The sequence below is a fragment of the Gordonia sp. CNJ-863 genome, assembly GCF_001942325.1.
Lineage (GTDB): Bacteria > Actinomycetota > Actinomycetes > Mycobacteriales > Mycobacteriaceae > Gordonia > Gordonia alkanivorans.
In genome coordinates this window covers 258,793-279,216 of sequence record NZ_MKKG01000044.1, presented here as the reverse complement: position 1 = coordinate 279,216, position 20,424 = coordinate 258,793, and the positions used below count along the sequence as shown (strand labels likewise).

Annotated in this window: 17 protein-coding genes and 1 pseudogene; 2 read left to right on the top strand and 16 right to left on the bottom strand. The window is 67.0% G+C overall.

The window, feature by feature from the left end; translation table 11 throughout:
- The 4 genes from BJF87_RS19605 to BJF87_RS19590 form a co-directional block, all read right to left on the bottom strand.
- Positions 1 to 558 (bottom strand): TetR/AcrR family transcriptional regulator, encoded by a 558-nt coding sequence (locus BJF87_RS19605; protein WP_006357138.1) that lies wholly within the window; start codon positions 556 to 558, stop codon positions 1 to 3.
- Between the two features lie 53 nt (positions 559 to 611).
- On the bottom strand, positions 612 to 3,887 hold the full coding sequence (locus BJF87_RS19600; protein ID WP_075863753.1) for an NAD-glutamate dehydrogenase domain-containing protein: 3,276 nt from the start codon (positions 3,885 to 3,887) through the stop codon (positions 612 to 614).
- A gap of 156 nt (positions 3,888 to 4,043) precedes the next feature.
- Positions 4,044 to 5,432, bottom strand: a complete 1,389-nt coding sequence (locus BJF87_RS19595) for an aspartate aminotransferase family protein (RefSeq protein WP_075863752.1) — start codon at positions 5,430 to 5,432, stop codon at positions 4,044 to 4,046.
- Between the two features lie 33 nt (positions 5,433 to 5,465).
- Positions 5,466 to 6,974, bottom strand: coding sequence for a CoA-acylating methylmalonate-semialdehyde dehydrogenase (locus BJF87_RS19590; protein WP_075863751.1), 1,509 nt, complete (start codon positions 6,972 to 6,974; stop codon positions 5,466 to 5,468).
- Between the two features lie 214 nt (positions 6,975 to 7,188).
- On the opposite strand from BJF87_RS19590, the gene BJF87_RS19585 reads away from it, so the two are divergent.
- Positions 7,189 to 8,799 carry a PucR family transcriptional regulator gene (locus BJF87_RS19585; protein ID WP_075863750.1) on the top strand — a complete coding sequence of 537 codons (1,611 nt, stop codon included), beginning with the start codon at positions 7,189 to 7,191 and terminating at the stop codon, positions 8,797 to 8,799.
- Positions 8,800 to 8,912: 113 nt separating this feature from the next.
- Here BJF87_RS19585 and BJF87_RS19580 read toward each other — a convergent pair whose 3' ends face one another.
- The 9 genes and pseudogenes from BJF87_RS19580 to fgd all read right to left on the bottom strand — a co-directional run bounded on the left by BJF87_RS19580 (position 8,913) and on the right by fgd (position 16,445).
- A complete protein-coding gene (locus tag BJF87_RS19580) occupies positions 8,913 to 9,548 on the bottom strand; it encodes a 3,4-dihydroxy-2-butanone-4-phosphate synthase (protein WP_084813235.1) in 636 nt (211 codons plus the stop codon).
- A gap of 107 nt (positions 9,549 to 9,655) precedes the next feature.
- On the bottom strand, positions 9,656 to 10,921 hold the full coding sequence (locus BJF87_RS19575; RefSeq protein ID WP_075863749.1) for an ethanolamine utilization protein EutH: 1,266 nt from the start codon (positions 10,919 to 10,921) through the stop codon (positions 9,656 to 9,658).
- A 66-nt stretch (positions 10,922 to 10,987) separates the two neighbouring features.
- A complete protein-coding gene (locus BJF87_RS19570; RefSeq protein ID WP_084813234.1) occupies positions 10,988 to 11,773 on the bottom strand; it encodes an SDR family NAD(P)-dependent oxidoreductase in 786 nt (261 codons plus the stop codon).
- A 184-nt stretch (positions 11,774 to 11,957) separates the two neighbouring features.
- Positions 11,958 to 12,296, bottom strand: a complete 339-nt coding sequence (locus tag BJF87_RS19565; protein WP_075863748.1) for a cupin domain-containing protein — start codon at positions 12,294 to 12,296, stop codon at positions 11,958 to 11,960.
- Positions 12,297 to 12,388: 92 nt separating this feature from the next.
- Complete coding sequence (locus tag BJF87_RS19560; RefSeq protein WP_075863747.1) at positions 12,389 to 13,468, bottom strand: LLM class flavin-dependent oxidoreductase; 1,080 nt, start codon at positions 13,466 to 13,468, stop codon at positions 12,389 to 12,391.
- A 139-nt stretch (positions 13,469 to 13,607) separates the two neighbouring features.
- Entirely contained in the window at positions 13,608 to 14,114 is a 507-nt protein-coding gene (locus BJF87_RS19555) for a flavin reductase family protein (RefSeq protein ID WP_075863746.1), read from the bottom strand.
- Between the two features lie 263 nt (positions 14,115 to 14,377).
- Positions 14,378 to 14,980, bottom strand: coding sequence for a TetR/AcrR family transcriptional regulator (locus tag BJF87_RS19550; protein WP_075863745.1), 603 nt, complete (start codon positions 14,978 to 14,980; stop codon positions 14,378 to 14,380).
- A 66-nt stretch (positions 14,981 to 15,046) separates the two neighbouring features.
- Positions 15,047 to 15,373 (bottom strand): annotated as a pseudogene (locus BJF87_RS19545) (EamA family transporter); the annotation flags it as partial.
- A 61-nt stretch (positions 15,374 to 15,434) separates the two neighbouring features.
- Positions 15,435 to 16,445, bottom strand: coding sequence for a glucose-6-phosphate dehydrogenase (coenzyme-F420) (gene fgd, locus BJF87_RS19540; protein ID WP_075863744.1), 1,011 nt, complete (start codon positions 16,443 to 16,445; stop codon positions 15,435 to 15,437).
- 183 nt (positions 16,446 to 16,628) lie between these two features.
- On the opposite strand from fgd, the gene BJF87_RS19535 reads away from it, so the two are divergent.
- Positions 16,629 to 18,548, top strand: coding sequence for an ABC transporter ATP-binding protein (locus BJF87_RS19535; RefSeq protein ID WP_075863743.1), 1,920 nt, complete (start codon positions 16,629 to 16,631; stop codon positions 18,546 to 18,548).
- Positions 18,549 to 18,604: 56 nt separating this feature from the next.
- On the opposite strand, the gene BJF87_RS19530 is transcribed toward BJF87_RS19535, so the two are convergent.
- Genes BJF87_RS19530 through BJF87_RS19520 form a run of 3 tightly spaced genes read right to left on the bottom strand, consistent with a single transcriptional unit; the run spans position 18,605 to position 20,287 of the window.
- Positions 18,605 to 18,886 carry a hypothetical protein gene (locus tag BJF87_RS19530; RefSeq protein WP_035753791.1) on the bottom strand — a complete coding sequence of 94 codons (282 nt, stop codon included), beginning with the start codon at positions 18,884 to 18,886 and terminating at the stop codon, positions 18,605 to 18,607.
- A 47-nt stretch (positions 18,887 to 18,933) separates the two neighbouring features.
- Complete coding sequence (locus BJF87_RS19525) at positions 18,934 to 19,308, bottom strand: YidH family protein (protein ID WP_006357132.1); 375 nt, start codon at positions 19,306 to 19,308, stop codon at positions 18,934 to 18,936.
- Between the two features lie 4 nt (positions 19,309 to 19,312).
- Positions 19,313 to 20,287: an alpha/beta hydrolase gene (locus BJF87_RS19520; protein ID WP_075863742.1), complete on the bottom strand. Its 975-nt coding sequence runs from the start codon at positions 20,285 to 20,287 to the stop codon at positions 19,313 to 19,315.
- Positions 20,288 to 20,424 lie beyond the last annotated feature (137 nt).

The following is a 20,424-nucleotide window of genomic DNA, read 5'->3' as shown; positions in this document are numbered from 1 at the left end:
TCACTCCTCGTTCTTGACGACCGCCCGCACGACGAGATCGGCGATCTGCTCGTCGGTGAGCGAACTGTCCGGGATGAGCATCAGCGAGTAGATCGTCCGCACCAGGAACTCCGCGGCCCCACGCGGGTCCGGGACGAGCTGGTCCTGGATCAGCGGATCGAGATCGGGCAGCGTCTGGTCGACGATCTGGTGGATGAGGGTGGAACCAGAGGAATCGCTCGTCGCGACGAGCGCCCGCACGATCTCCTCGGGTTCCTTGCGCAGCACGTACTGCAGCGCCTCGTGCTCACGGATGTAGGGCAGCACGTTCACGACCTGCGCGCGGACCTTGCCCGCGGCGTCGGGCGCGGAGGCCGACCACTCCCGCAGCTTCACGCGCAGAAGTGACACCTCGCGGTCGACGATCGCCGCGACCAGCGCATTCCGTCCGCCGAACATGCGGTAAGCGGTGGCCCGGGCGACACCTGCGTGACGCGCCACGGACGTAAGACTCAACGTCTTGGCGCCGAAGCGGGAGACGAGTCCCACTCCGACATCCACCATGCGGTCACGATCCATGCGAAAAATCTATCGAATCGGGGTGCCTGCACGCGCGGGCACCTCCGCCAAGGCTACCGCCCATCGGCCACCAGCCGGATGTGTTGAGCCGCCACCGCGAGCGTCGCCAGGTCGAAGCGTTCGGCGGCCTCGATCTCGCCGAGGGTGACCGTGACGCGCTGCAGGGCCGTCTGGTTGGACCGTTCCCAGGCCTCGATGGCCTCGGTCGGCCAGTACGATACCGCCGCCGCCTGGACCGGGTCGTCGGCCAGGGTCTCCACGACGTTGCGGGTGAGGTCGCGGAGTGCGCGGTACAGGTCGTCCCGCAGAGCGGAGCGCGCCAGCGCATGCCAGCGGTCACCGCGGGGCAGCGCCGACAGCCGGATCAGCCAGCGGTCGACGTCGATGTGGTCGGACAGGGTGAAGTAGACGGCCCCGACGGTCGCGATGTCGCATCCCGTCTCCTCGGCCACCTCCGCGATGTCGAGCACGCTGTAGCGATACAGGCCCTCGGCCACCCGCCGTGCGATCGCGGGCGGAACGCCGGCCTCGGTGTACTCCGTCACCGCCGACTCGATCCGGGCTGCCTCGTCACCGCGGAGCCAGATCGAGACCTGCGGCGCGGAATCCCGGACGATCCGCAAACGCCTGATCGTCTCGGTCACCGGGATCGGCTGCGGACGGCGGGTCAGCAACCAGCGCGACGCACGGTCGAGGAGCCGGCGCGCCTCGGCGATGATCTCGTACTCCACCTCGGGCCGCAGGCCGGCCGTCTCGATGTCGGCCTGCAGCTCGGCCAACCCCAGGACCTCCACGGCGACAACGAATGCCCGCACGATGTCGGCGGCCTGCGCACCGGTCTCCTCCCGTAACCGGAACGCATACGTCAGGCCGCCGAATGCGAAGAGATCGTTGACGAGTTCGGTCGCGATGACCTCGGTTCGCAACGGGAAGCCGTCGACGTCACCCAGTTCCGTCAGAGCTTGCGGGAAGTATTGCGCCAGCCGGTCGGAGAAGTACGGATCGTCGAAAGCATCTGTCGCGACGCGGAGTTCGGTCTTCACATCGAGCTTCGCGTGGCCCATGAGGGTGGCGAGTTCCGGCGACGACAATCCCTCGCCACGTCGGGCCAGGGCCGCGAATCCCTCGGCGGTGGGCAGGGTCTCGAGTGCCCGGTCCAGCCCCCGGCGCCGCTCCAGATCCTCGACCATGCGGGCGTGCACGTCGACCATCTGGGCCGCATGAGCGCGCGCCTCGCCGAGAACCCGGTTCTGCGACCAGTTGTTCCGCAACACGAGGTCGGCAACCTCGTCGGTCAGCTCGGCGAGGACCTCACCGCGCCGCTCCCCCGACACCGCGGCTCCCGACATGGCGTCGAGGAAGATCTTGATGTTGACCTCGTGATCCGAGCAGTCGACGCCCGCCGAGTTGTCCAGCGCATCGGTGTTTATCCGTCCGCCGTTGCGTGCGAACTCGATCCGGCCGGCCGGGGTGACGCCCAGGTTTCCGCCCTCGCCGACGACTCGCGCCCGCACCCGGGTGGCGTCGACCCGGACGACATCGTTGGTCCGATCGCCGACCTGATCGTGGGTCTCGTTCTCGCTCTTGATGTATGTCCCGACGCCGCCGTTCCAGAGCAGGTCGACCGGCGCAGCCAGGATCGCCGAGATCAGCTCCTGCGGGGTGGCGCTGGTCGTGCCGCGCGCCAGTCCGAGCACCTCGGCCGCCTCGGGCGACACCGCGATCGACTTCGCCGTCCGGTCGAAGACCCCGCCGCCGGCGCTGATGAGATCGCGGCGGTAGTCGGCCCAGGAGGAGCTCGGGAGCCGGAAGAGTCGTCGGCGTTCCTCGAACGAGCTTTCGGCGTCCGGGTTCGGGTCGATGAAGATGTGCCGGTGGTCGAAGGCCGCAACCAGCCGGATACGCGGGGTCGAGAGCATGCCGTTGCCGAAGACGTCACCGCTCATGTCACCGATGCCCGCCACCGTGAAGGTGTCGCGGTCGACGTCGATGCCGAGCTCGGCGAGATGCCGGGTCACGCTCAGCCAGGCGCCCCGCGCCGTGATCCCCATCGCCTTGTGGTCGTAACCGACCGAGCCACCCGAGGCGAAGGCATCGCCGAGCCAGAAGCCGCGGTCGATGGCGATCCCGTTGGCCACATCGGAGAACCGTGCGGTCCCCTTGTCCGCGGCGACGACGAGGTATGAGTCCTCGCCGTCGCGGCAGACCGTCGCGTCGGGGTGTATCGATCGTCCGTCGGCAGAACGGTTGTCGGTGAGGTCGAGCAGACCCGAGATGAACTGGCGGTAACCGTCCTCCCCCGACATCGTCGGATTCTTCACGACGAAGCCGCCTTTCGCGCCCGCGGGCACGATCACCGAGTTCTTCACCGTCTGGGCCTTCGCGAGTCCGAGGATCTCGGTCCGGTAGTCGTCGCGCCGGTCCGACCATCGGAGTCCACCGCGGGCGACGGCGCCGAAGCGGAGGTGGACACCCTCGACATCCGGTGAGTACACGAAGATCTCGTGCAGGGGTCGCGGCTGCGGGAGGATGTCGATGTCGCGAGGTCGGAGTTTGACGGCCAGCTGCGGGCGTTCCGGGCCCAGCGCGTCGGGTCGGTAGAAGTTGGTGCGGCTCGTGGCGACGACGAGAGATCGGTAGGCGCGGAAGATCCGGTCGGCGTCGAGCCCCTGGACCCCGTCGATCAGCGCGTCGAGCGCGGTAAGCCGGTCGGCGACGAGATCATCACGCGCTGAGTCGGATTCGATTCCCGGATCGAACTGGGCGTCGAAGAGCGCCACGATCGCCGATGCGACGGCCGGGTTGCCGGTCACCACCGATTCGATCGTGCGCTGCCCGTACGGCAGTGCCGTCTGTTGCAGGTAGCGGGCGTAGGCACGCAGGACGACCACCTCGCGCCAGCCCAGGCCGGCGGTGAGGACCAGGTGTCCGAACCGATCGGGTTCGGTACGGCCCGACCACATCGCCTTGAACACGTCGAGCACCGCCGCACCGTCCGGGTCCGGGCCGGCGACGCGGCCGTGGGACGCGACGAAAGCGTGCAGACGGCACCGTAATCCGTCGGGGCGTCGGACCACCGTGGTGGCGTGATCCACGAGTTCCAGGTCGAGGCTGCGCAGCAACAGGATGACCTTCTCGAAGGACACCTCGGGGCCGCCGCTGTACAGGGTCACCTGCAGGTGACCGTCCGCGGTCGTCTCCGTCCCGACCTCCACGGTGTCGGGCGTGAGCGCTTCGAGGATCGCGACCTCGGGGGCCGCGGTGTGCGCCTGCTCTTCGACGTAGCCGGTCGGCAGGAGATCGTGGCGAGGGGGCAACGTGCTGGTCATCGCTGGACTCCGGGGGTTCAGGTGGCGGGGTTGGTGATCGGAGGTGGTTCGGGAGAGCTGTTGGCGTGCAGTGGAATGCACGCGGCCCACCCATGGACACCGTTGGCCATGGGTGGGCCGGGAGTGCAGGACGCGTGTCCTGTCAGTCCTGAGTGATCAGGACTTCACGTGTGCATCCGCGACGTCGAGTGCGGTGTCGAGGATCGCCAGACCCTCGCGCACCTCGTCGTCGGAGGCGGTGCACGGGGGCACCGCGTGGATGCGGTTGAAGTTTGCGAACGGCAGCAGTCCGTTGGACTTCAGCGACGCGATCACCTCGTTCATGGCCGGGCTGCTTCCGCCGTACGGGGCCAGGGGTTCCCGGGTCGCCCGGTCGGCGACGAGCTCGATGGCCCAGAAGACACCGAGGCCGCGGACCTCACCCACCGACGGGTGCTTGTCGGCGAGCGCACGCAGTCCGGGACCGAGTACCTCGTTGCCGATGCGAGCGGCGTTCTCGACGATCTTCTCGTCGGTCATCGCGTTGATCGTCGCGACGGCCGCGGCGGTGGCGAGCGGGTGACCCGAGTAGGTCAGGCCACCCGGGTACGGGCGCTGCGCGAAGGTCGCGGCGATCTCGCCGCTGATCGCGACGCCGCCGAGCGGCACGTAGCCCGAGTTCACGCCCTTGGCGAAGGTGATCAGGTCCGGCACGACGCCGTCGAAATGCTCGATGGCGAACCACTTTCCGGTACGGCCGAAGCCGGCCATCACCTCGTCGGCGATGAATACGATGCCGTAGCGGTCACAGATCTCGCGGACGCCGGCCATGTAGCCGGGCGGCGGGACCATGATGCCGGCGGTGCCCGGGACCGACTCCAGCACGAGTGCTGCGATGGAGTCGGGTCCCTCGAGGCGGATCAGCTGGTCGAGCGAGGCCAGGGCGCGCTCGGTTTCCTGCTGCTCGTCCTGGGCGTGGAACTGTGAGCGGTAGAGGAACGGTCCGTGGAAGTGGACGACTCCGCTGTTGCCGTAGTCGTTGGGCCACCGACGCGGGTCACCGGTCATGTTGATCGCGGTGTCGGTGCCGCCGTGGTACGAGCGGTAGCGGGTGAGCACCTTGTACCGGCCCGTGTGCAGGCGCGCCATGCGGACCGCATGCTCGTTGGCGTCTGCTCCACCGTTGGTGAAGAAGACCTTGTTCAGATCGCCCGGGGTGCGCTCGGCGATCAGGCGGGCAGCCTCGGAGCGGGCGTCGTTGGCGTGCTGCGGGGCGATGGTGCACAGCTTCGCGGCCTGCTCCTGGATCGCCTTGACCACGGCCGGGTGCTGATGCCCGATGTTGGTGTTGACCAGCTGGGACGAGAAGTCCAGCAGGCGATTTCCCTCGCCGTCCCAGACGTAGGAGCCCTCGGCGGCGAGGATCGTCATCGGATTGATCTGCTCCTGGGCCGACCAGGAGTGGAACACGTGGGCGCGGTCAAGGGCGTGGGCGCGCACGCCACGCTCGCGTGCGGACTCGAGGTCTTCCCCGGTCGGCAGGATGACATGTTCTGTGGTGGTCATGTCAGATGTCCTTTCTGCTCAGGTCTCTCGAGGTCAGTTGTTCTGCGGGAAACCGAGGTTGATGCCACCGTGACTCGGGTCGAGCCAGCGGCTGGTGACGACCTTGCCGCGGGTGAAGAAGTGCACACCCTCGGTGCCGTGGGCGTGGGTATCGCCGAACAGCGAGTTCTTCCAGCCGCCGAAGCTGTAGTAGGCGGTGGGAACCGGGATCGGGACGTTGATGCCGACCATGCCGACCTCGACCTCGTTCTGGAACCGACGTGCCGCGCCACCGTCGTTGGTGAAGATCGCGGTGCCGTTGCCGTACGGGTTGGAGTTGATCAGTTCGAGCGCCTCGTCGTAGGTCTCGACGCGCACGACCGAGAGGACCGGGCCGAAGATCTCGTCGGTGTAGACGCTCATGTCGGTGGTGACGTTGTCGATCAGGGTCGGGCCCAGCCAGAAGCCGTTCTCCTCGCCGTCGGCCTGGACGCCACGACCGTCGACGACGATGGTCGCGCCGGCAGCCTCACCGGCGTCGACGTAGGAGGCAACGCGATCGCGGTGTGCCTTGGTGACCAGCGGTCCCATGTCGGAGTTGCGGGTGCCGTCGCCGGTCACCAGGCCGACGGTGCGCTCGGAGATCTTCGCGACCAGCTCGTCGGCGATGTCACCGACGGCGACCAGCGCCGAGATGGCCATGCAGCGTTCACCGGCCGAGCCGAAGCCGGCGTTGACCATCGCGTCGGCGGCGAGGTCGAGGTCGGCGTCGGGGAGGACGATGGCGTGGTTCTTGGCGCCGCCGAGGGCCTGCACGCGCTTACCGTGTGCGGTGCCGGTCGAGTAGACGTACTGCGCGATCGGGGTCGAGCCGACGAAGGAGATGGACTTCACGGCGCGGTTGGTCAGGAGCTCGTCGACGGCGGTCTTGTCACCCTGCAACACGTTGAAGACGCCGGCGGGCAGGCCTGCCTCGGCCCACAGTTCGGCGATCCAGATGGCGGCGGTGGGGACCTTCTCCGACGGCTTGAGGATCACGGTGTTGCCGGTGGCGATGGCGATCGGGAAGAACCACATCGGGACCATCGCGGGGAAGTTGAACGGGGAGATGATGCCCACCGGGCCGAGCGGCTGGCGGAGGGAGGCGACGTCGACCTTGGTCGAGGCGTTCTCGGTCATCCCGCCCTTGAGCAGATGCGCGATGCCGCAGGCGAATTCGACGACTTCCTGGCCGCGGGAGATCTCACCGAGGGCGTCGGAGAGCACCTTGCCGTGCTCGGAGGTGATGATCTCGGCCAGCTCCGCCTTGCGAGCGTTGAGCAGTTCGCGGAAGGCGAAGAGGATCGAAGTGCGCTTGGCGATCGAGGTGTCGCGCCAGGCCGGGAAAGCCGCTGCGGCGGCCTCGATCACGCGCTGCGCGTCGGCGGTGTCGGCCAGTGCGACCTGACCGGTGACCTGACCGGTCGCCGGATTGGTCACCGGCGCGAAACGGTCACTTGCGCCGGAGAACTCCTTGTTGTCGAACCAGTGCGAGATCGTCTTGGTGGCGAGCGTGGCGGTCATGAATCGCGTCCTTTGCTGGTGGGGAGCACTGCCGGGTGGAATCACTGCTGGGTGGGATACGAGGCGGCGGTACTAGGGGACATCCGGAACCAGGGGAAATCCGGAGCCGCGCGGAGAATCGGTGCGCTGCGGTGATTACAGAATGCAGCCTCCGGAGCGCCCATGGGACCGACACTGTGTAAGTTTCGAGGCCCGATCCTTTACACTTTGTTACGTGAAGCCGACCATTGCCGACATCCTCTCGCTTCCCGTGGTGCAGAACGGACTACCGCGGCAGGTCGGTGGCGGGCGGCTCGACCGCGAGGTCCGGTGGGCTCACGTCAGCGACCTGGCCGACCTCACCGATCTGCTTCAGGGAGGCGAGATCGTCCTGACCACCGGCCCGGCGCTTCTCGCGGACCCGGCCGGCTATCTCGAGGGGCTGGCGGCTGCGGGCGCGGTCGGCGTGATCGCCGAGCTCCTCGACGCCGATATACCGGATTCCGTTGCCGCGAACGCGGATCGGCTCGACCTGCCCGTCATGGTGCTCGAACGCGCGATCCGCTTCGTGGACGTGACCGAAGAGGTCCACAGCGCCATCGTCGCCGACCAGTACGAGGAGGTCGTCTTCTCGCGACATGTCCACGAGGTGTTCACCGGGCTCGGCATGCGACGCGCGGGTGTCACGGAGATCGTCGACGCCGCAGCCGAACTCATCGACTCGGCGGTCGTCCTGGAGGATCTGACCCGGCAGGTGCTGGCGTTCTCCGCGCGGGGCACCTCGGCCAAGGATCTGTTGCGCGACTGGGAGAGACGCTCCCGCCTCACCCCCGGCGGGCGGGAGACGTCGACCTCCGGACCGGAGGGATGGCTGACCGCGCCGGTGGGGGCGCACCGTCAGGAGTGGGGCCGGCTCGTGGTCCCGCACCCAGGCGACCTGGGCGAACGCGCACGCATGCCCGTGGAGCGCGCGGCGCAGGCTCTCGCCCTGCATCGGATGATCGAACAGAACTGGACCGAGCTGGAGATCCGTGCCCAGAACGGTCTGGTCGACGACCTGCGGCTGGGCCGGATCCCCGACGAGGCCGAGGCCACCGCCCGCGCGCACGCGCTGGGTCTCCAGCCGGGACTCACCTATGCGCCGTTGACGATTCGCGTGGTGGAATCCGTCAGCGCCGACCAGGTACTGGCACAGGGACGGTTGACGCGAGCGCTCGACGCGGTGCGGCACTCGGTACGGGGTGTGGGACGCACCGCGCTGACCGCGTTGCGCCCATCCGGGCAGATCGACCTCATCCTGTCGCTGTCGGCCTCCCGGAACACCGACATGATGACCGAGGTCTGCACGGCCATCCGGACTTCGCTCATGCGGCTCGACGGCGTCGTGAGCGTGACGATCGGCGTCGCACCGGATTCGACGCGACTCGTCGATGCCGCGCGCGGACTCGCGGAATCGGCACATGTCGCCGAGGCGGCGTTGTCCTTGCCGAAGAGCGACAAGGTGTTTCACCGGACGACCGACGTCCGGCTGCGGGGGCTGATCGCGGTCATCCGATCCGACGCGCGTGTTCAGGCGTTCGCCGAGACGGAGCTGCGAGGGCTCCTCGAACACCATGCGCGACACGACGACAATCTGCTCGAGACACTGCGTCGCTTCATCGGGGTCGGCGGCAACAAGGCCGAACTCGCCAAGGCCATGAACCTCGCCCGCCCGACGGTCTACGCCCGCCTCGCACGAATCGAACGCATCCTCGGCGTCGAACTCGACGATGCCGAATCCCGGACGTCCCTGCATGCGGCGCTGCTCATCCTCGACAGCCGGCCGGAGACCGAACGCAGCCGCTGACACAGAATGAAGTCGCGCGCGATATCAATCCGGCTCAACGACTTCGATCGAGGTCGTGTGGCCGAATTGATGTCGCACGCGACTTCGTTCCGGGTGGGAGTTGTGAAGGGGATTCACAACTCCCGGATCTGCTGCACCGACACGACGCGGAGCCCGTGCTCGGCGGCGAACTCGAATGCCTCACCGGCGTCGGCCATCTGGGTCTCGTCGCGCACCGACACCAGGTCGGCGAAGGCGACGACACCGGAAAGTCCCGCGCGACGGACGAGTTCGCCCAGTTCGCGTGCACAACCGTACGACGCCCCGGCGCCGTCGGTGACCCCGACGACCAGGACGTGACCCGGCCGGGTGAAGTCGGCGTGGCCCAGCGCATCGTCGGCCAGCGCCCGAACGGTACGGGCGCGGTCAGCAGCCGAGATACCGGTGCCGACACCGGCAACCGCATCCACCGACACCGCGAAATCTGTTGGTGCGCCCGGCGTCACGTCACCTGCCGTGAGCATCGGGGGCAGGCCCAGGACCCGGCACCGGTCGGCGGGGAGCGACACCGTCACCAGACCCGAACCGAATTGGATGACGAAGGCCATCTGCTCAGTCGTCGCGGGTTCGGCGGCGAGGGCGAGGACCACGCGCCCGGATTCGACGTCGAACACGACGACGGGACGTCCGGCACGCAGATCGTCGAACACCTCAGGTGATATGTGCGTCGAATCCTGCTGAGAGATTGCACGTTCCAGCATCACGGTCATCGCGAGTCCTCTCGGAGGAAGATTGGAGCGGCCGCCGACCGATCGGACCCATCACGATCGATCGGCGGCCGGGTTCAGGTGGAACACCTACCGTGAGGCAGGGTCTTTCAGACGCGCTCGGCGAGATCTCCGGCGTCGGGTTCGACGGAATCCGCTGCCCGGGCGCGGGCTTCGGCGGCCTCGTCTTCCTTGCCCAGTCGCTCGGCGTGCGGAACCGCGAGCCACAGTGCGATGAAGATCGCGACGATCCCACCGAGGAGCTTGCCGATGAGCATCGCGCCGATCATGTTCGGCTGGAAGTTCGCCGTAAAGGCGATGAAGTCGCCGATGGCGAAGGCAGCACAGACCGCGAAGGCGATGGTCAGCACCTTGTCACGCGGCGGCATCAGCGGAACCACCCGGAACAGGGCCAGGACGTTCGCGGCACCGGCGAAGAAGCCGGCCATACCGGCCTCGGAGACACCGACGCGCTTGCCCAGCAGGGCCAGCGGCTTCTCCAGCCACGTCCGGATGGCATAGACCATCGGGAACGCACCCGCGAGCATGACGCCGATGTAGCCTGCGGTTTCCAGCGCCCGGAACTGGTTCTCCTCGTCGGCGATGAAGGGCGCAAGACCCCACGAGCCGAACATCCAGGAGAAGACCCCGGTGAAGTACTCGACGATGGAGAGCGCGAGCGCGGCCGCGGTGACGCCACGGATCAACTGTCCGAAGGCCATGAATCCGGTGATCGCCTGCCGGGGGAAGAACTTCAGCATCAGGGCCAGCACGACCATCAGCACCACCAGCGGAATGAGATTCAGCAGGATGTCGCCGACCGGGAGGTCGAAGGGCTTGGTGCTCGGCGAATCCACCGAGACGTCCTCACGGAGCAACACACCCGTCTGCGCCAGGATGAGGGTCATGAAGAAGGCGGTGAACGGAATGGCGAGCAAGCCGGCCATCACACCCAGCGCCATGAACTTGTGGTCCTTCTTGGGCAGCATTGCCAGGCCGACCGGAACGCTGAAGGTGATCGTCGACCCGGCGGTCATCGCGACCGCGAAGGCGAGGATCCACGCGTTGTGGCTTCCGGCGACCTCGAGGGACAGCTGGTAGGCGCCCTGATCCGCCGGGATGAACGAACTGACCGCGATCGACGCATCGGAGTGCATCCATCGGTAGGCGGGAGCGATCCACTTGTCGATCGCGTCCGCGAGAAACGGGATGATCGCCATCATGCCGCCGACCGGGATGAAGATCGGGCCGATCGACATGAGTCCCTCGCGGAACTCCTCGCCCAGCGGTGAACCCGGTTTGAAGATATAGGCGCCGGCCCCGAGGAGCAGGAACGCCATCATGATGTAGATGATGATCTGGCCGAACAGTTCCATCAGGCCGACCTCCCTTCACGTGAATCCAGTTGCGAGTACATTTCGCTGGCCCCTTGTCCCGCCGCCTCAGCGACCCGCGAGCAGGCCGCCGTCGATGAGCACCTCGGCGCCGGTGATGTACGAGGCATCATCGGAGGCCAGGAATGCCACCGTCGGAGAGATCTCCTCCGGTCCGGCCAGGCGACCCATCGGGATGGTGGCCAGGGTGGCCTCTTCGGCACCCTCACCGAGCTGTGCGAACTCGTCGCGCAGCATCTGGGTGTCGATGTAGCCCGGGTGGATGCTGTTGACGCGGATGCCGAACTTGCCATAGCTGAAGGCGGCGGACTTCGTCATCAGCGTCACCGCACCCTTGGAGGCGACGTAGGAGAGGTAACCGTCCGCACCGACGAGACCGAAGATGCTGGAGGTGTTGATCACCGCAGCGTGCTTGCTCTTCTTGAGCAGCGGGATCATCGTGTGGAACGACAGGAAGATGGACTTCTGGTTGACGTTGGTCGTCTTCTCCCACGCGGCCTCGGTGGAGAGCTCGGCCGGGTGGATGTCGGCGAGGATGCCGGCGTTGTTGACCAGGATGTCGAGGTAGCCGACGGTGGTCTCCAGCTCGGCGGCCAGTGCCTTCCACTGATCGATGCTGCTGACGTCCAGCTGATGGAAGACGACCTGCAGGCCCTCCGCCTTGAGCGTGCGCTCGGCCTCTGCACCGACCTCGGCGTTGATGTCGGCGAAGTGGACGACGGCACCTTCCTGCGCGAGGCGGCGGGTGTGCTCGAGTCCCTGGCCGCCGGCGCCACCGGTGACGAGGGCGACGCGGCCCTTCAGGCGGGTGATGGCAGGTGCGGTGCTGCTCATGATGAATACCTTTCAAGCGTTCGTGAATCTTATGGGTGCGGTGGCCGACGCGGCCTGACGGGAGGCGTGAATCTCACGGCACTGGGAGTTCACGGGTGAAAAGCGTCATCCCGGTCTTGACCAGGCAGATGTGGTCTGCTCTCGCAGACGGATACTTCTGTCCGCTCGCGCAGACGGGGAACTGCTAGCGGTTGATGACGTAGAACTTGCGGACGGTCTCGAGGACCTCCCAGGTGGCCGTTTCGCCCGCGTCGATGACGAAGGTGTCGCCGGCCGCGATCTCGAAGACCTCGTCGGAGGGATGGACGGTGACCTTGGCCCGGCCGGCCACGATGGCGACCGACTCCGGCCCGTGGACGTTGCGCAGCACGCCGGGCGTCATCTGCCAGAGGCCGTGCGACTGACCGCCGTCGGCCCACAGCACGCGCGAGCTGATGGTCCCGGTCTCCGGGTCGGTCTTCTCCCGCTCGTCGAGGTCGGCCTCGCTGATGTTGAGGTGCCGGGAGGTGACGATGTTGGCCAAGGCGTGGGGTCCTTTCGGGGGATGGGTCGGTCCGCCGGACGCCGATGTCCGGCGGACCGACCCAGAGGCGGGGTTGTTGCGGAGCGGAGGTGTCAGCCGTTGAGGTGCGCGAGCTGCGGGGCGACCTTCTGGCCGAGGAGCTCGAAGCTGCGGCGGTACACCTCAGGCGTATCGGTGTACTCGTAGACGAAGGACACCAGCGTGCCGAAGCCGTCGACGGCGTTGTACAGCTCCTCGATGCGGGCGGCGACGGTGTCGGGCGAGCCGATGATGAAGAAGTTGTCGATCATCCAGTCGAGGCTGAGTTCGTCGACGGAGATCTGACCGCCGGTCAGCAGCGGGCCCAGGCCGAGTCGCACGAAGTTGGGGATGTTGTACTCGGCCCACATCTTGCCCATGGCGCCGTTGCGGACCAGGTCGATGGCTTCGGCGTCGGTGTCGGCGACGAAGATGTCGCGGCAGACGCGCCAGTCGGCCTTGCTCGGGTTGTGACCGGCTTCCGCCGCGGCTGTCGAATAGGTCTCCCAGTGGTTCAGCCAGGTCTTCTCGTGGGTCTGCTGGCTGAGCAGGTAGGCACCGCGGCTGCCGGCGAACTTGATGGTGGAAGAGTTCTCCGACATACCGGTGATCATCAGCGGGAGCTTCGCACCATGAGGCTTGAGGTGCGGACCCGCGATCTCCTCGTCGTAAGCAGGCATGTCGACGGAGAAGTACTCGCCCTCGATCTTGAACGGGCCTTCGCGCCCGGTGATCGCCTCGATGATGTCGAGGGCCTCGACCATCATCTTCTGGTTGTTCTTACCGGTGCCGAACAGCTGGGCGTCCGACGGGTACGCGCCCGGAGCGACACCGGCGACGTAGCGGCCGCCGGTCATGTGGTCGAGCCACATCATGCGGTGCGCCAGGGCGATCGGGTTGTGGTACGGCAGCAGGTGGGCGGCGGCACCCAGGGTGAGACGCTCGGTGACCTGCGAGGCGGCCGCGATCATCGCGTCGGGGGCCGGCGAGGGCTCACCACCCAGGGTGTAGTGCTCGGCGAAGAACGCCTCGTCCCAACCGTATTCCTCGGCCCACTTCACCATCGTGAGGTCCCAGTCGATGACCTCTTTGGCGGCGCGGTTGCCGTGAGCGTAGTCGTGCGAGTACGGGGCGCTGAAGATTCCGAACTTCATTGGTTTCCTCTTTCTCGATGGGCCGGCGGATGCCGGCGGGTAGGGCGGGATGGCCGTCCGGCGCGGTGCGCCGTCGGTTGCGTTCTGCTGCTTGGGATCTGGGAGTTTGGAAGCCGCGTCGTCGAGGCCGGGGAACGTCCTACGCGGGCGCCGGCTCGGCGAGCCGACGGAATCCGCTGCGATGGAAGATGATCGGCTCGCGTACTACCGACTCGTCGGACTGACCGAGTTCGAGGACCTCACCGATCACGATCACATGGTCGCCGCCGTCGAGGATGTCGGCGATACGGCAGTCGAACCAGGTCACCGTCTCGCCCAGGATCGGGTTGCCGGTGGAAGTGGTTGTGTAGTCGAGTGATTCGAAACGATCGCCGCCGCTCGACGCGAACTTGCGGGCCAGCTCGGAGTGCTCTTCCGAGAGGATGTTGACCGCGAACGATCCCGTCTCGGCGATGACCGGCCACGTGGTCGACGTCCGGGCCGGCGCGATGGCGATCAGCGCAGGATCGAGGGACAGGGACATGAACGACTGGAGGGTCATTCCGTGCGGCTGTCCATCACGGACACCGGTGACGATGGTGAGTCCGCTGGGGAACTGGCCTACCGCCTTCTTGAAGGCCGAGTGGTCGAACGCTCGGGTTGTCATCTAGCGCCCCTTCAACAGTTCTGAACATTTGTTGAAACTTTGATGGACGTAAACCTAAAGCGGTTGGGAACCCGCTGTCAACGGGTAGTTCCCAAGTTTTCCGTGCTGTAACAAGAGAACTGACCAGTTACGTCCGTGTTAACGGAGCTGGATTCTAGCCAGACAGAGGGCCGTCCGAGGGTGAAAAATTGAGACACAACTGAACATTTGTTGGGCAGTGAGCGCAACACGTCAGAGCACTCGGCAGCGCCGGACAGAATGCGTCAGGAAGAGGCCCGCGCGCCCGCGGTACGAGCCCTCACCTGCGGGTACTCCCGGGACTCGTCCGAGCGGATGATCCCGAGCACGACCTCGCGCAGATCCGCGTCGGACAGGGATGCATCACCGACGTTCCGCTGGACGGTGGAACCGTCCCAGACCGCTTCGAGGATCGTCGCCACCCGAGGGGAGCAGTACATCTCGACACCCGATTTGGCACGCTTGGACCACTTTCGGATGAGCTGCCGGTAGGCCTTCTCGCGAACGCCCTGCGCGTACATCTCCCACATGAGGACCACCGATTGCGTGTCCTCCGAGAGCTTTCGGGTCATGTCGACGACCGCATCGGCCAAGTCGTCGTCGCTGCGGACGTAAGAGAAGCTGCTCTCGTACTTCTCCGAACTCCGGTCGACGTAGTAGGCGAACGCATCGAGAAGCAGTTCGTCGAGGTCCGCGTAGTGGTAGTTCACCGTGCCCAACGCGAGGCCGGCGGCACTGCACACCTTGCGGTGGGTGACGCTCTTGACGCCGCTCTCGGTGATCACCTGCAGGGCCGCTTCCATGAGAGCGGCGCGCGTCGCTTCGGACCGCGCATTCTTCGCCTTCATGGTTCCTTCCCGATGACCGCCGGCAGACCGCGGCGCCCAGGTCTCGACGGTCGGTCCGAACCGCGATTATCGCACTCCGGGCCCCGGCACCACAGTGGCCCCCGCATCGTCGGCGGCGTCCTCCGGCGGGACGCTCACGACCCGGCGGGTCAGCGGCAGCAACCGACGAGCGACCGCCACCCCGCCGATGCACAGCACGCCGCCGACGATCCCGACGCCGGTCGGCAGTTCGTCGAGAAGCGCCCAGGACATCACGATGACGATCGCCGGAACCACGAGCGTCGTCGCCGCCATTGCGCCGGCATCGGTGCGCGCGAGGGCATAGGCCCACGTGGAGAAGGCGATCGCAGTGGGCCCGACGCCGAGATAGATCACCGCGGCGGTCGCCGACGCGGACAAGCGATTTCATAGCTCGAAGCCGCGCTGAGCGCGGTTTCGAGCTATGAAACTGCGACTAGCCCAGCTTGCGCAGGCGCGGTTCCAGATCGCGCCGGAAGTTCTCCAGGAAGCGACGCTGATCGTGCCCCGGCGCGTGGAAGACGAGGTGGTTGAGTCCGGCGTCGGTGTAGAACTTGACCTTCTCGACGGCCTCGTCGGGGTCGGAGGCGACGATCCAGCGCTTGGCGACCTGCTCGATGGGCAGCTCGTCGGCGAGACGTTCCATCTCGGTGGAGCTGTTGACGCTGTGCTTCTGCTCCGGGGTCAGCGACAGGGGTGCCCAGAAGCGCGTGTTCTCCAGCGCCAGTTCGGGATCGGGATCGTAGGAGATCTTGATCTCGATCATCTTGTCGATGGCGTCGAAGTCGCGTTCGGCCTTCTCCGCGCCTTCCTTCACCGCGGGCAGCAGCTTCTCGGTGTAGAGCTCGGCGCCCTTGCCGGAGGTGCAGATGAAGCCGTCACCGGCGCGTCCCGCATAGCGTGCCACGACCGGCCCGCCGGCGGCGACGTACACCGGGATCGGTTGTTCCGGAACGTCATACATGTAGGCGCCCTGCGTGTGGTAGTACTCGCCGTCGAAGTTGACCTCTTCGCCGGTCCACAGTTCGCGCATGAGCTTGATCGACTCGCGCAGGCGGGCGAAGCGCTCCTTGAACTCGGGCCACTCCCCCTGGAACCCGGTGGCGTACTCGTTGAGTGCCTCGCCGGTGCCGACGCCGAGCATGATGCGGCCCGGGTACATGCACCCCATCGACGCGAAGGCCTGGGCGATGACGGCGGGGTTGTAACGGAAGGTCGGGGTCATGACCGATGTGCCGATCTGGACGCGCTTGGTGCGCTCGCCGACGGCCGCCATCCACGCGAGCGAGAAGGGAGCGTGGCCGCCGTTGTGCCGCCACGGCTGGAAGTGGTCACTGACCGCGACCGAATCCAGCCCGTGCTCTTCGGCCGCGACCGCGATCTCCACCAGCTCGCGCGGATCGAACTGCTCCGCTGACGCCTTGAAACCGAGCTTGAGTTCTGCCATGAGCCTCGCCCCTAACCGTCGGCCGTGCCGACCTTTCCCTGGTCGATCCGCTGATCGTGATCGCTGTTGTGACCTCGATTACCAACCTAGAGCATCGGCGAGAGCGCGACTCTTCCCGTCCGATTCGAGCGCCCACCCCCCGGATTGGACCTCAAGTCAACTTTAAGTTCTACCCTGGGCGACATGAGCATGGAGTCGGTCGCCTGGGACATGATGTACAAGTCGTCGACCTCGCCGGACGGTAAGCGACTGCGGGGGGATCGGCGCGCGACGCTGCGTCGGATCGGTGGGTTCGCGAGCCCCCACCGACGGCGGATCGCGCTGTTCCTGGTGCTGTCGGTGTTCACCGCGGTCCTGACCGTGGTGACCCCGCTCCTCGCCGGACGCGTCGTCAACCTCATCACCGACAACGGGGCCGAGGCGATGATCGTCGGGCTCGCGGTGGCGATCGCCCTGATCGCCGTCGCCGAAGCGGCGGCCGGAATCGGAGTGCGGTGGCTGTCGTCGAACATCGGCGAGGGTCTCATCCTCGATCTGCGTCGCGCGGTCTTCGACCATGTCCAGCGCATGCCGGTCGCCTTCTTCACCCGAACCCGGACCGGCGCGCTCGTGAGCCGGCTCAACAACGACGTGATCGGCGCCCAGCGCGCCTTCAGCGACACCCTCTCCGGTGTCGTGTCGAACATCGTGACGCTCACCCTGACTCTGGGCGTGATGATCTACATCAGTTGGCAGATCACGATTCTCGCCCTGGTGCTGCTCCCGGTGTTCGTGATCCCGGCACGTCGGATGGGAGGCCGGATGGCTGCCCTGTCACGTGAAGCAGCCGAGCACAACGCGCGCATGTCGACGCAGATGACCGAGCGGTTCTCCGCTCCCGGTGCCACCCTGGTCAAGCTGTTCGGACGGCCCGACCTGGAATCCCGCGAGTTCGCCGACCGCGCAGATCGCGTGCGCGACATCGGCGTCCGGCGCGCCATGCTGCAGGCCTACTTCTTCACCGCTCTGACTCTCGTGTCGGCACTCGCGCTCGCACTGGTCTACGGGCTCGGCGGATGGCTCGCCGTGCACGAACATCTGTCGGCGGGCGCGGTCGTGTCCCTCGCACTGCTGCTGACCCGGATGTACGCGCCGCTCACCGCCCTGGCGAACGCCCGCGTCGAGATCATGAGCGCGCTGGTGAGTTTCGAGCGCGTCTTCGAGGTCCTCGACCTGACACCGCTGATCGTCGACGCCCCGGACGCTCGCCCGGTGCCCGGCACCGAGAGCGGCCGGCCGGTGCCGGTGTCGGTGCGCTTCGACGACGTCTCCTTCGCCTACCCGTCGGCCGACAAGGTCTCGCTGGCGTCGCTGGAAGAGGTTGCGCAGCTGGACAACCGGGCCGGACAGACCGTCCTGCACCACGTGGACCTCGATGTTCCCGCGGGGAGCATGGTGGCGCTCGTGGGCAGTTCGGGTGCCGGCAAGTCGACCATCGCGAGTCTCGCCACGAGGCTGTACGACGTCGACGAGGGCTCGGTCCAGCTCGCCGGCGTCGACATCCGTGACCTGCAGATCGCGTCGGTTCATCGTACGGTCGGCCTGGTCACCCAGGACGGCCACCTCTTCCACGACACCATCCGCGCCAATCTCGTTCTCGCACGACCCGACACGTCCGATGAGGAGATCTGGGACGCGCTGCGCCGAGCACGCCTCGAGGAGCTCGTGGCATCGTTGCCCGACGGACTCGACACCATCGTCGGCGAACGCGGCTACCGGCTCTCCGGCGGTGAGCGTCAGCGGATGACGATCGCACGCCTGCTGCTGGCACAGCCGTCGGTGGTGATCCTCGACGAGGCGACCGCACACTTGGATTCGACCTCGGAGGCGGCAGTTCAGGAGGCCTTGGGCGAGGCCCTCGAAGGTCGTACCTCGATCGTGATCGCGCACCGGCTCTCGACGATCCGCGCGGCCGATCAGATCGTGGTGCTCGAAGCGGGACGCGTCGTCGAACGCGGCGATCATCCGACGCTCCTCGCACGAAACGGTCGCTACGCCGAGCTCTACCGCACGCAGTTCGCCGACGGTGGGGACGAGGACGACGACGGCACGCTGAGCGCCTAGGCCTTCGAGGCTCGTCGCTGCGCTCCTCGCACCTCAGGCGACAGGGGACGCAGGGCTCACTGCTCGTCTTCGAGGTCGTCGAAGGTGTCGATCAGCGGGCGGCGGGGTTTCCGGGGATCGTTGACGCGCTCGCTCAGGCGGCGGCGCAGCTGCATGCCGATCAGCACGATGTTGACCACGATGACGGCGATGCCGACGGCCACCCAGAACCAGCGGCCGTCCTGCCACCAGCCGACGGTCAGCCAGCCGATGCAGACGATGAGGATGGCCGCTCCGATGCTGGTCATCGTCGTCGACAGCGTCTGCGCGCCGCGGGAGAAGTCGGGGCCGGTACTCACGGGAACTCCTGGATAGAACGGTTGCTGGCGATCAGGTCTGGACCCGATCACGTCTGGATTACGACGACGACCGCGATCAGGATGGCCACCACCACTATCGCAGTGACGACGAACAGGATCTGGGCCGGGCCGGGCATCTGCCCACCGCGCTGGAGGACGCGCATCGTTCGACGCCAGCGCCACGCACCGATCACCGCCAGGGAGCAGCCCAGAGCGACGAGGATGAGCCCCAGGATCAGTTCGAGGACCGGATTGTCGATGTCCGGGGCCAGGTAGACGATCGCCATCCCGGCGGCCATGAACCCGAGGGCGGTGCGAACCCACGCGAGGAGTGTGCGTTCGGCGGCGAGGGTGAAGCGCGCGTCGATCGCACCAGGTGGCGCGGGGGTCGGAGTCGCGCCCTCGCCGGGTCCGGCGCCCACTCCGTCAGCCGGCCCGTTGGTCCTCTCGGTCGTCAGCGCTCTTGCCCTCTCGTATCGCCTCTTTCGCGAAGGCCGCGGTCGCCTCGATCGCGTGGATCGTCTCCGGGTGATGCGAGGCGAGCACCGGGAACGCGTGTACCTGCCAAGCGTAACTGTGGGCGAGGGCCTCGACCCCGGCCTCGTCGAGAATCTCGATCAGGCCGATGACGTCCGGTTCGAGCATCTCCCCCTCTGCGGTGACCATGACCGTCGGCGGGAACTCGACCGGGTCGAGGTCGGCGATACGGCGCACCCCGGTCAGCGGCACGGGACCGCGATCGAACTGCGGTGCCAGCTTCGCCATCTTCGACTTCGGAATGTAGGCGTCGGAGCGGCTGGACCGGTCCGGGTTGGTGCCCAGGTCGACGTCGAGCAGCGGGGAAAAGCCGACGAGTGCGGCCGGGGCGGGGAGTCCGCGTTCGACGGCGGCCTCCACGACCTTCGCCGCCAGGAACCCGCCGGCCGAGTCGCCGGCGACGATGACCCGTCGATAGTGGCGTTCGTTGATGAGCTCGGCGTAGGCGGCGACGGCGTCGGCCACCGACGCGCCCACCCCGGCCTCCGGCAGCTGCCGGTACTCGAGCGAGAAGACCGGGACCTCGCAGGCCCGGGCCAGCCGCGCGGCGATCGAGCGATGGGTGCCGATACCGCAGACGACGAAGGCACCACCGTGGAGGTACAGCATCGCCGTGTCGCTGTCGCGGCGTGACGGGCCGGCCGGCATCGCCAGCTCCGTCGAGCGCCCGGCGAGGGTCAGCTGTTCACGGACCACCCCCCGGGGCTTGGGCCCCACGGCGACGACCCGGTCGATGAGGAACAGTCCGGCCATGCCCGCCTTGTTGATCGGCCACAGCGTGAGCAGCGGCTTCAGGAACACGCGGGAGCCGAACCAGAGGGGATACGACAGGAGGCTCGGCCGCCAGTGGTGAACGATGGGCATGGGACTCCTCCTGGTCTGAGCCGAAGCTACACCCTCGGCGCCTCCGTATAACCGGTAAACGCCGAGCAAAAACATTCACCAAGCCTTGGCCTGCCGGCCACCTGGGTCCGCTATATTCTCGAACTCGTGACAAGACG

Bases quoted from the DNA above. Each gene is read 5' to 3' on its own strand.
- BJF87_RS19605 (WP_006357138.1), bottom strand. From the start codon at position 558: ATGGATCGTGACCGCATGGTGGATGTCGGAGTGGGACTCGTCTCCCGC.
- BJF87_RS19600 (WP_075863753.1), bottom strand. From the start codon at position 3,887: ATGACCAGCACGTTGCCCCCTCGCCACGATCTCCTGCCGACCGGCTAC.
- BJF87_RS19595 (WP_075863752.1), bottom strand. From the start codon at position 5,432: ATGACCACCACAGAACATGTCATCCTGCCGACCGGGGAAGACCTCGAG.
- BJF87_RS19590 (WP_075863751.1), bottom strand. From the start codon at position 6,974: ATGACCGCCACGCTCGCCACCAAGACGATCTCGCACTGGTTCGACAAC.
- BJF87_RS19580 (WP_084813235.1), bottom strand. From the start codon at position 9,548: ATGACCGTGATGCTGGAACGTGCAATCTCTCAGCAGGATTCGACGCAC.
- BJF87_RS19575 (WP_075863749.1), bottom strand. From the start codon at position 10,921: ATGGAACTGTTCGGCCAGATCATCATCTACATCATGATGGCGTTCCTG.
- BJF87_RS19570 (WP_084813234.1), bottom strand. From the start codon at position 11,773: ATGAGCAGCACCGCACCTGCCATCACCCGCCTGAAGGGCCGCGTCGCC.
- BJF87_RS19560 (WP_075863747.1), bottom strand. From the start codon at position 13,468: ATGAAGTTCGGAATCTTCAGCGCCCCGTACTCGCACGACTACGCTCAC.
- BJF87_RS19555 (WP_075863746.1), bottom strand. From the start codon at position 14,114: ATGACAACCCGAGCGTTCGACCACTCGGCCTTCAAGAAGGCGGTAGGC.
- BJF87_RS19550 (WP_075863745.1), bottom strand. From the start codon at position 14,980: ATGAAGGCGAAGAATGCGCGGTCCGAAGCGACGCGCGCCGCTCTCATG.
- fgd (WP_075863744.1), bottom strand. From the start codon at position 16,445: ATGGCAGAACTCAAGCTCGGTTTCAAGGCGTCAGCGGAGCAGTTCGAT.
- BJF87_RS19535 (WP_075863743.1), top strand. From the start codon at position 16,629: ATGAGCATGGAGTCGGTCGCCTGGGACATGATGTACAAGTCGTCGACC.
- BJF87_RS19520 (WP_075863742.1), bottom strand. From the start codon at position 20,287: ATGCCCATCGTTCACCACTGGCGGCCGAGCCTCCTGTCGTATCCCCTC.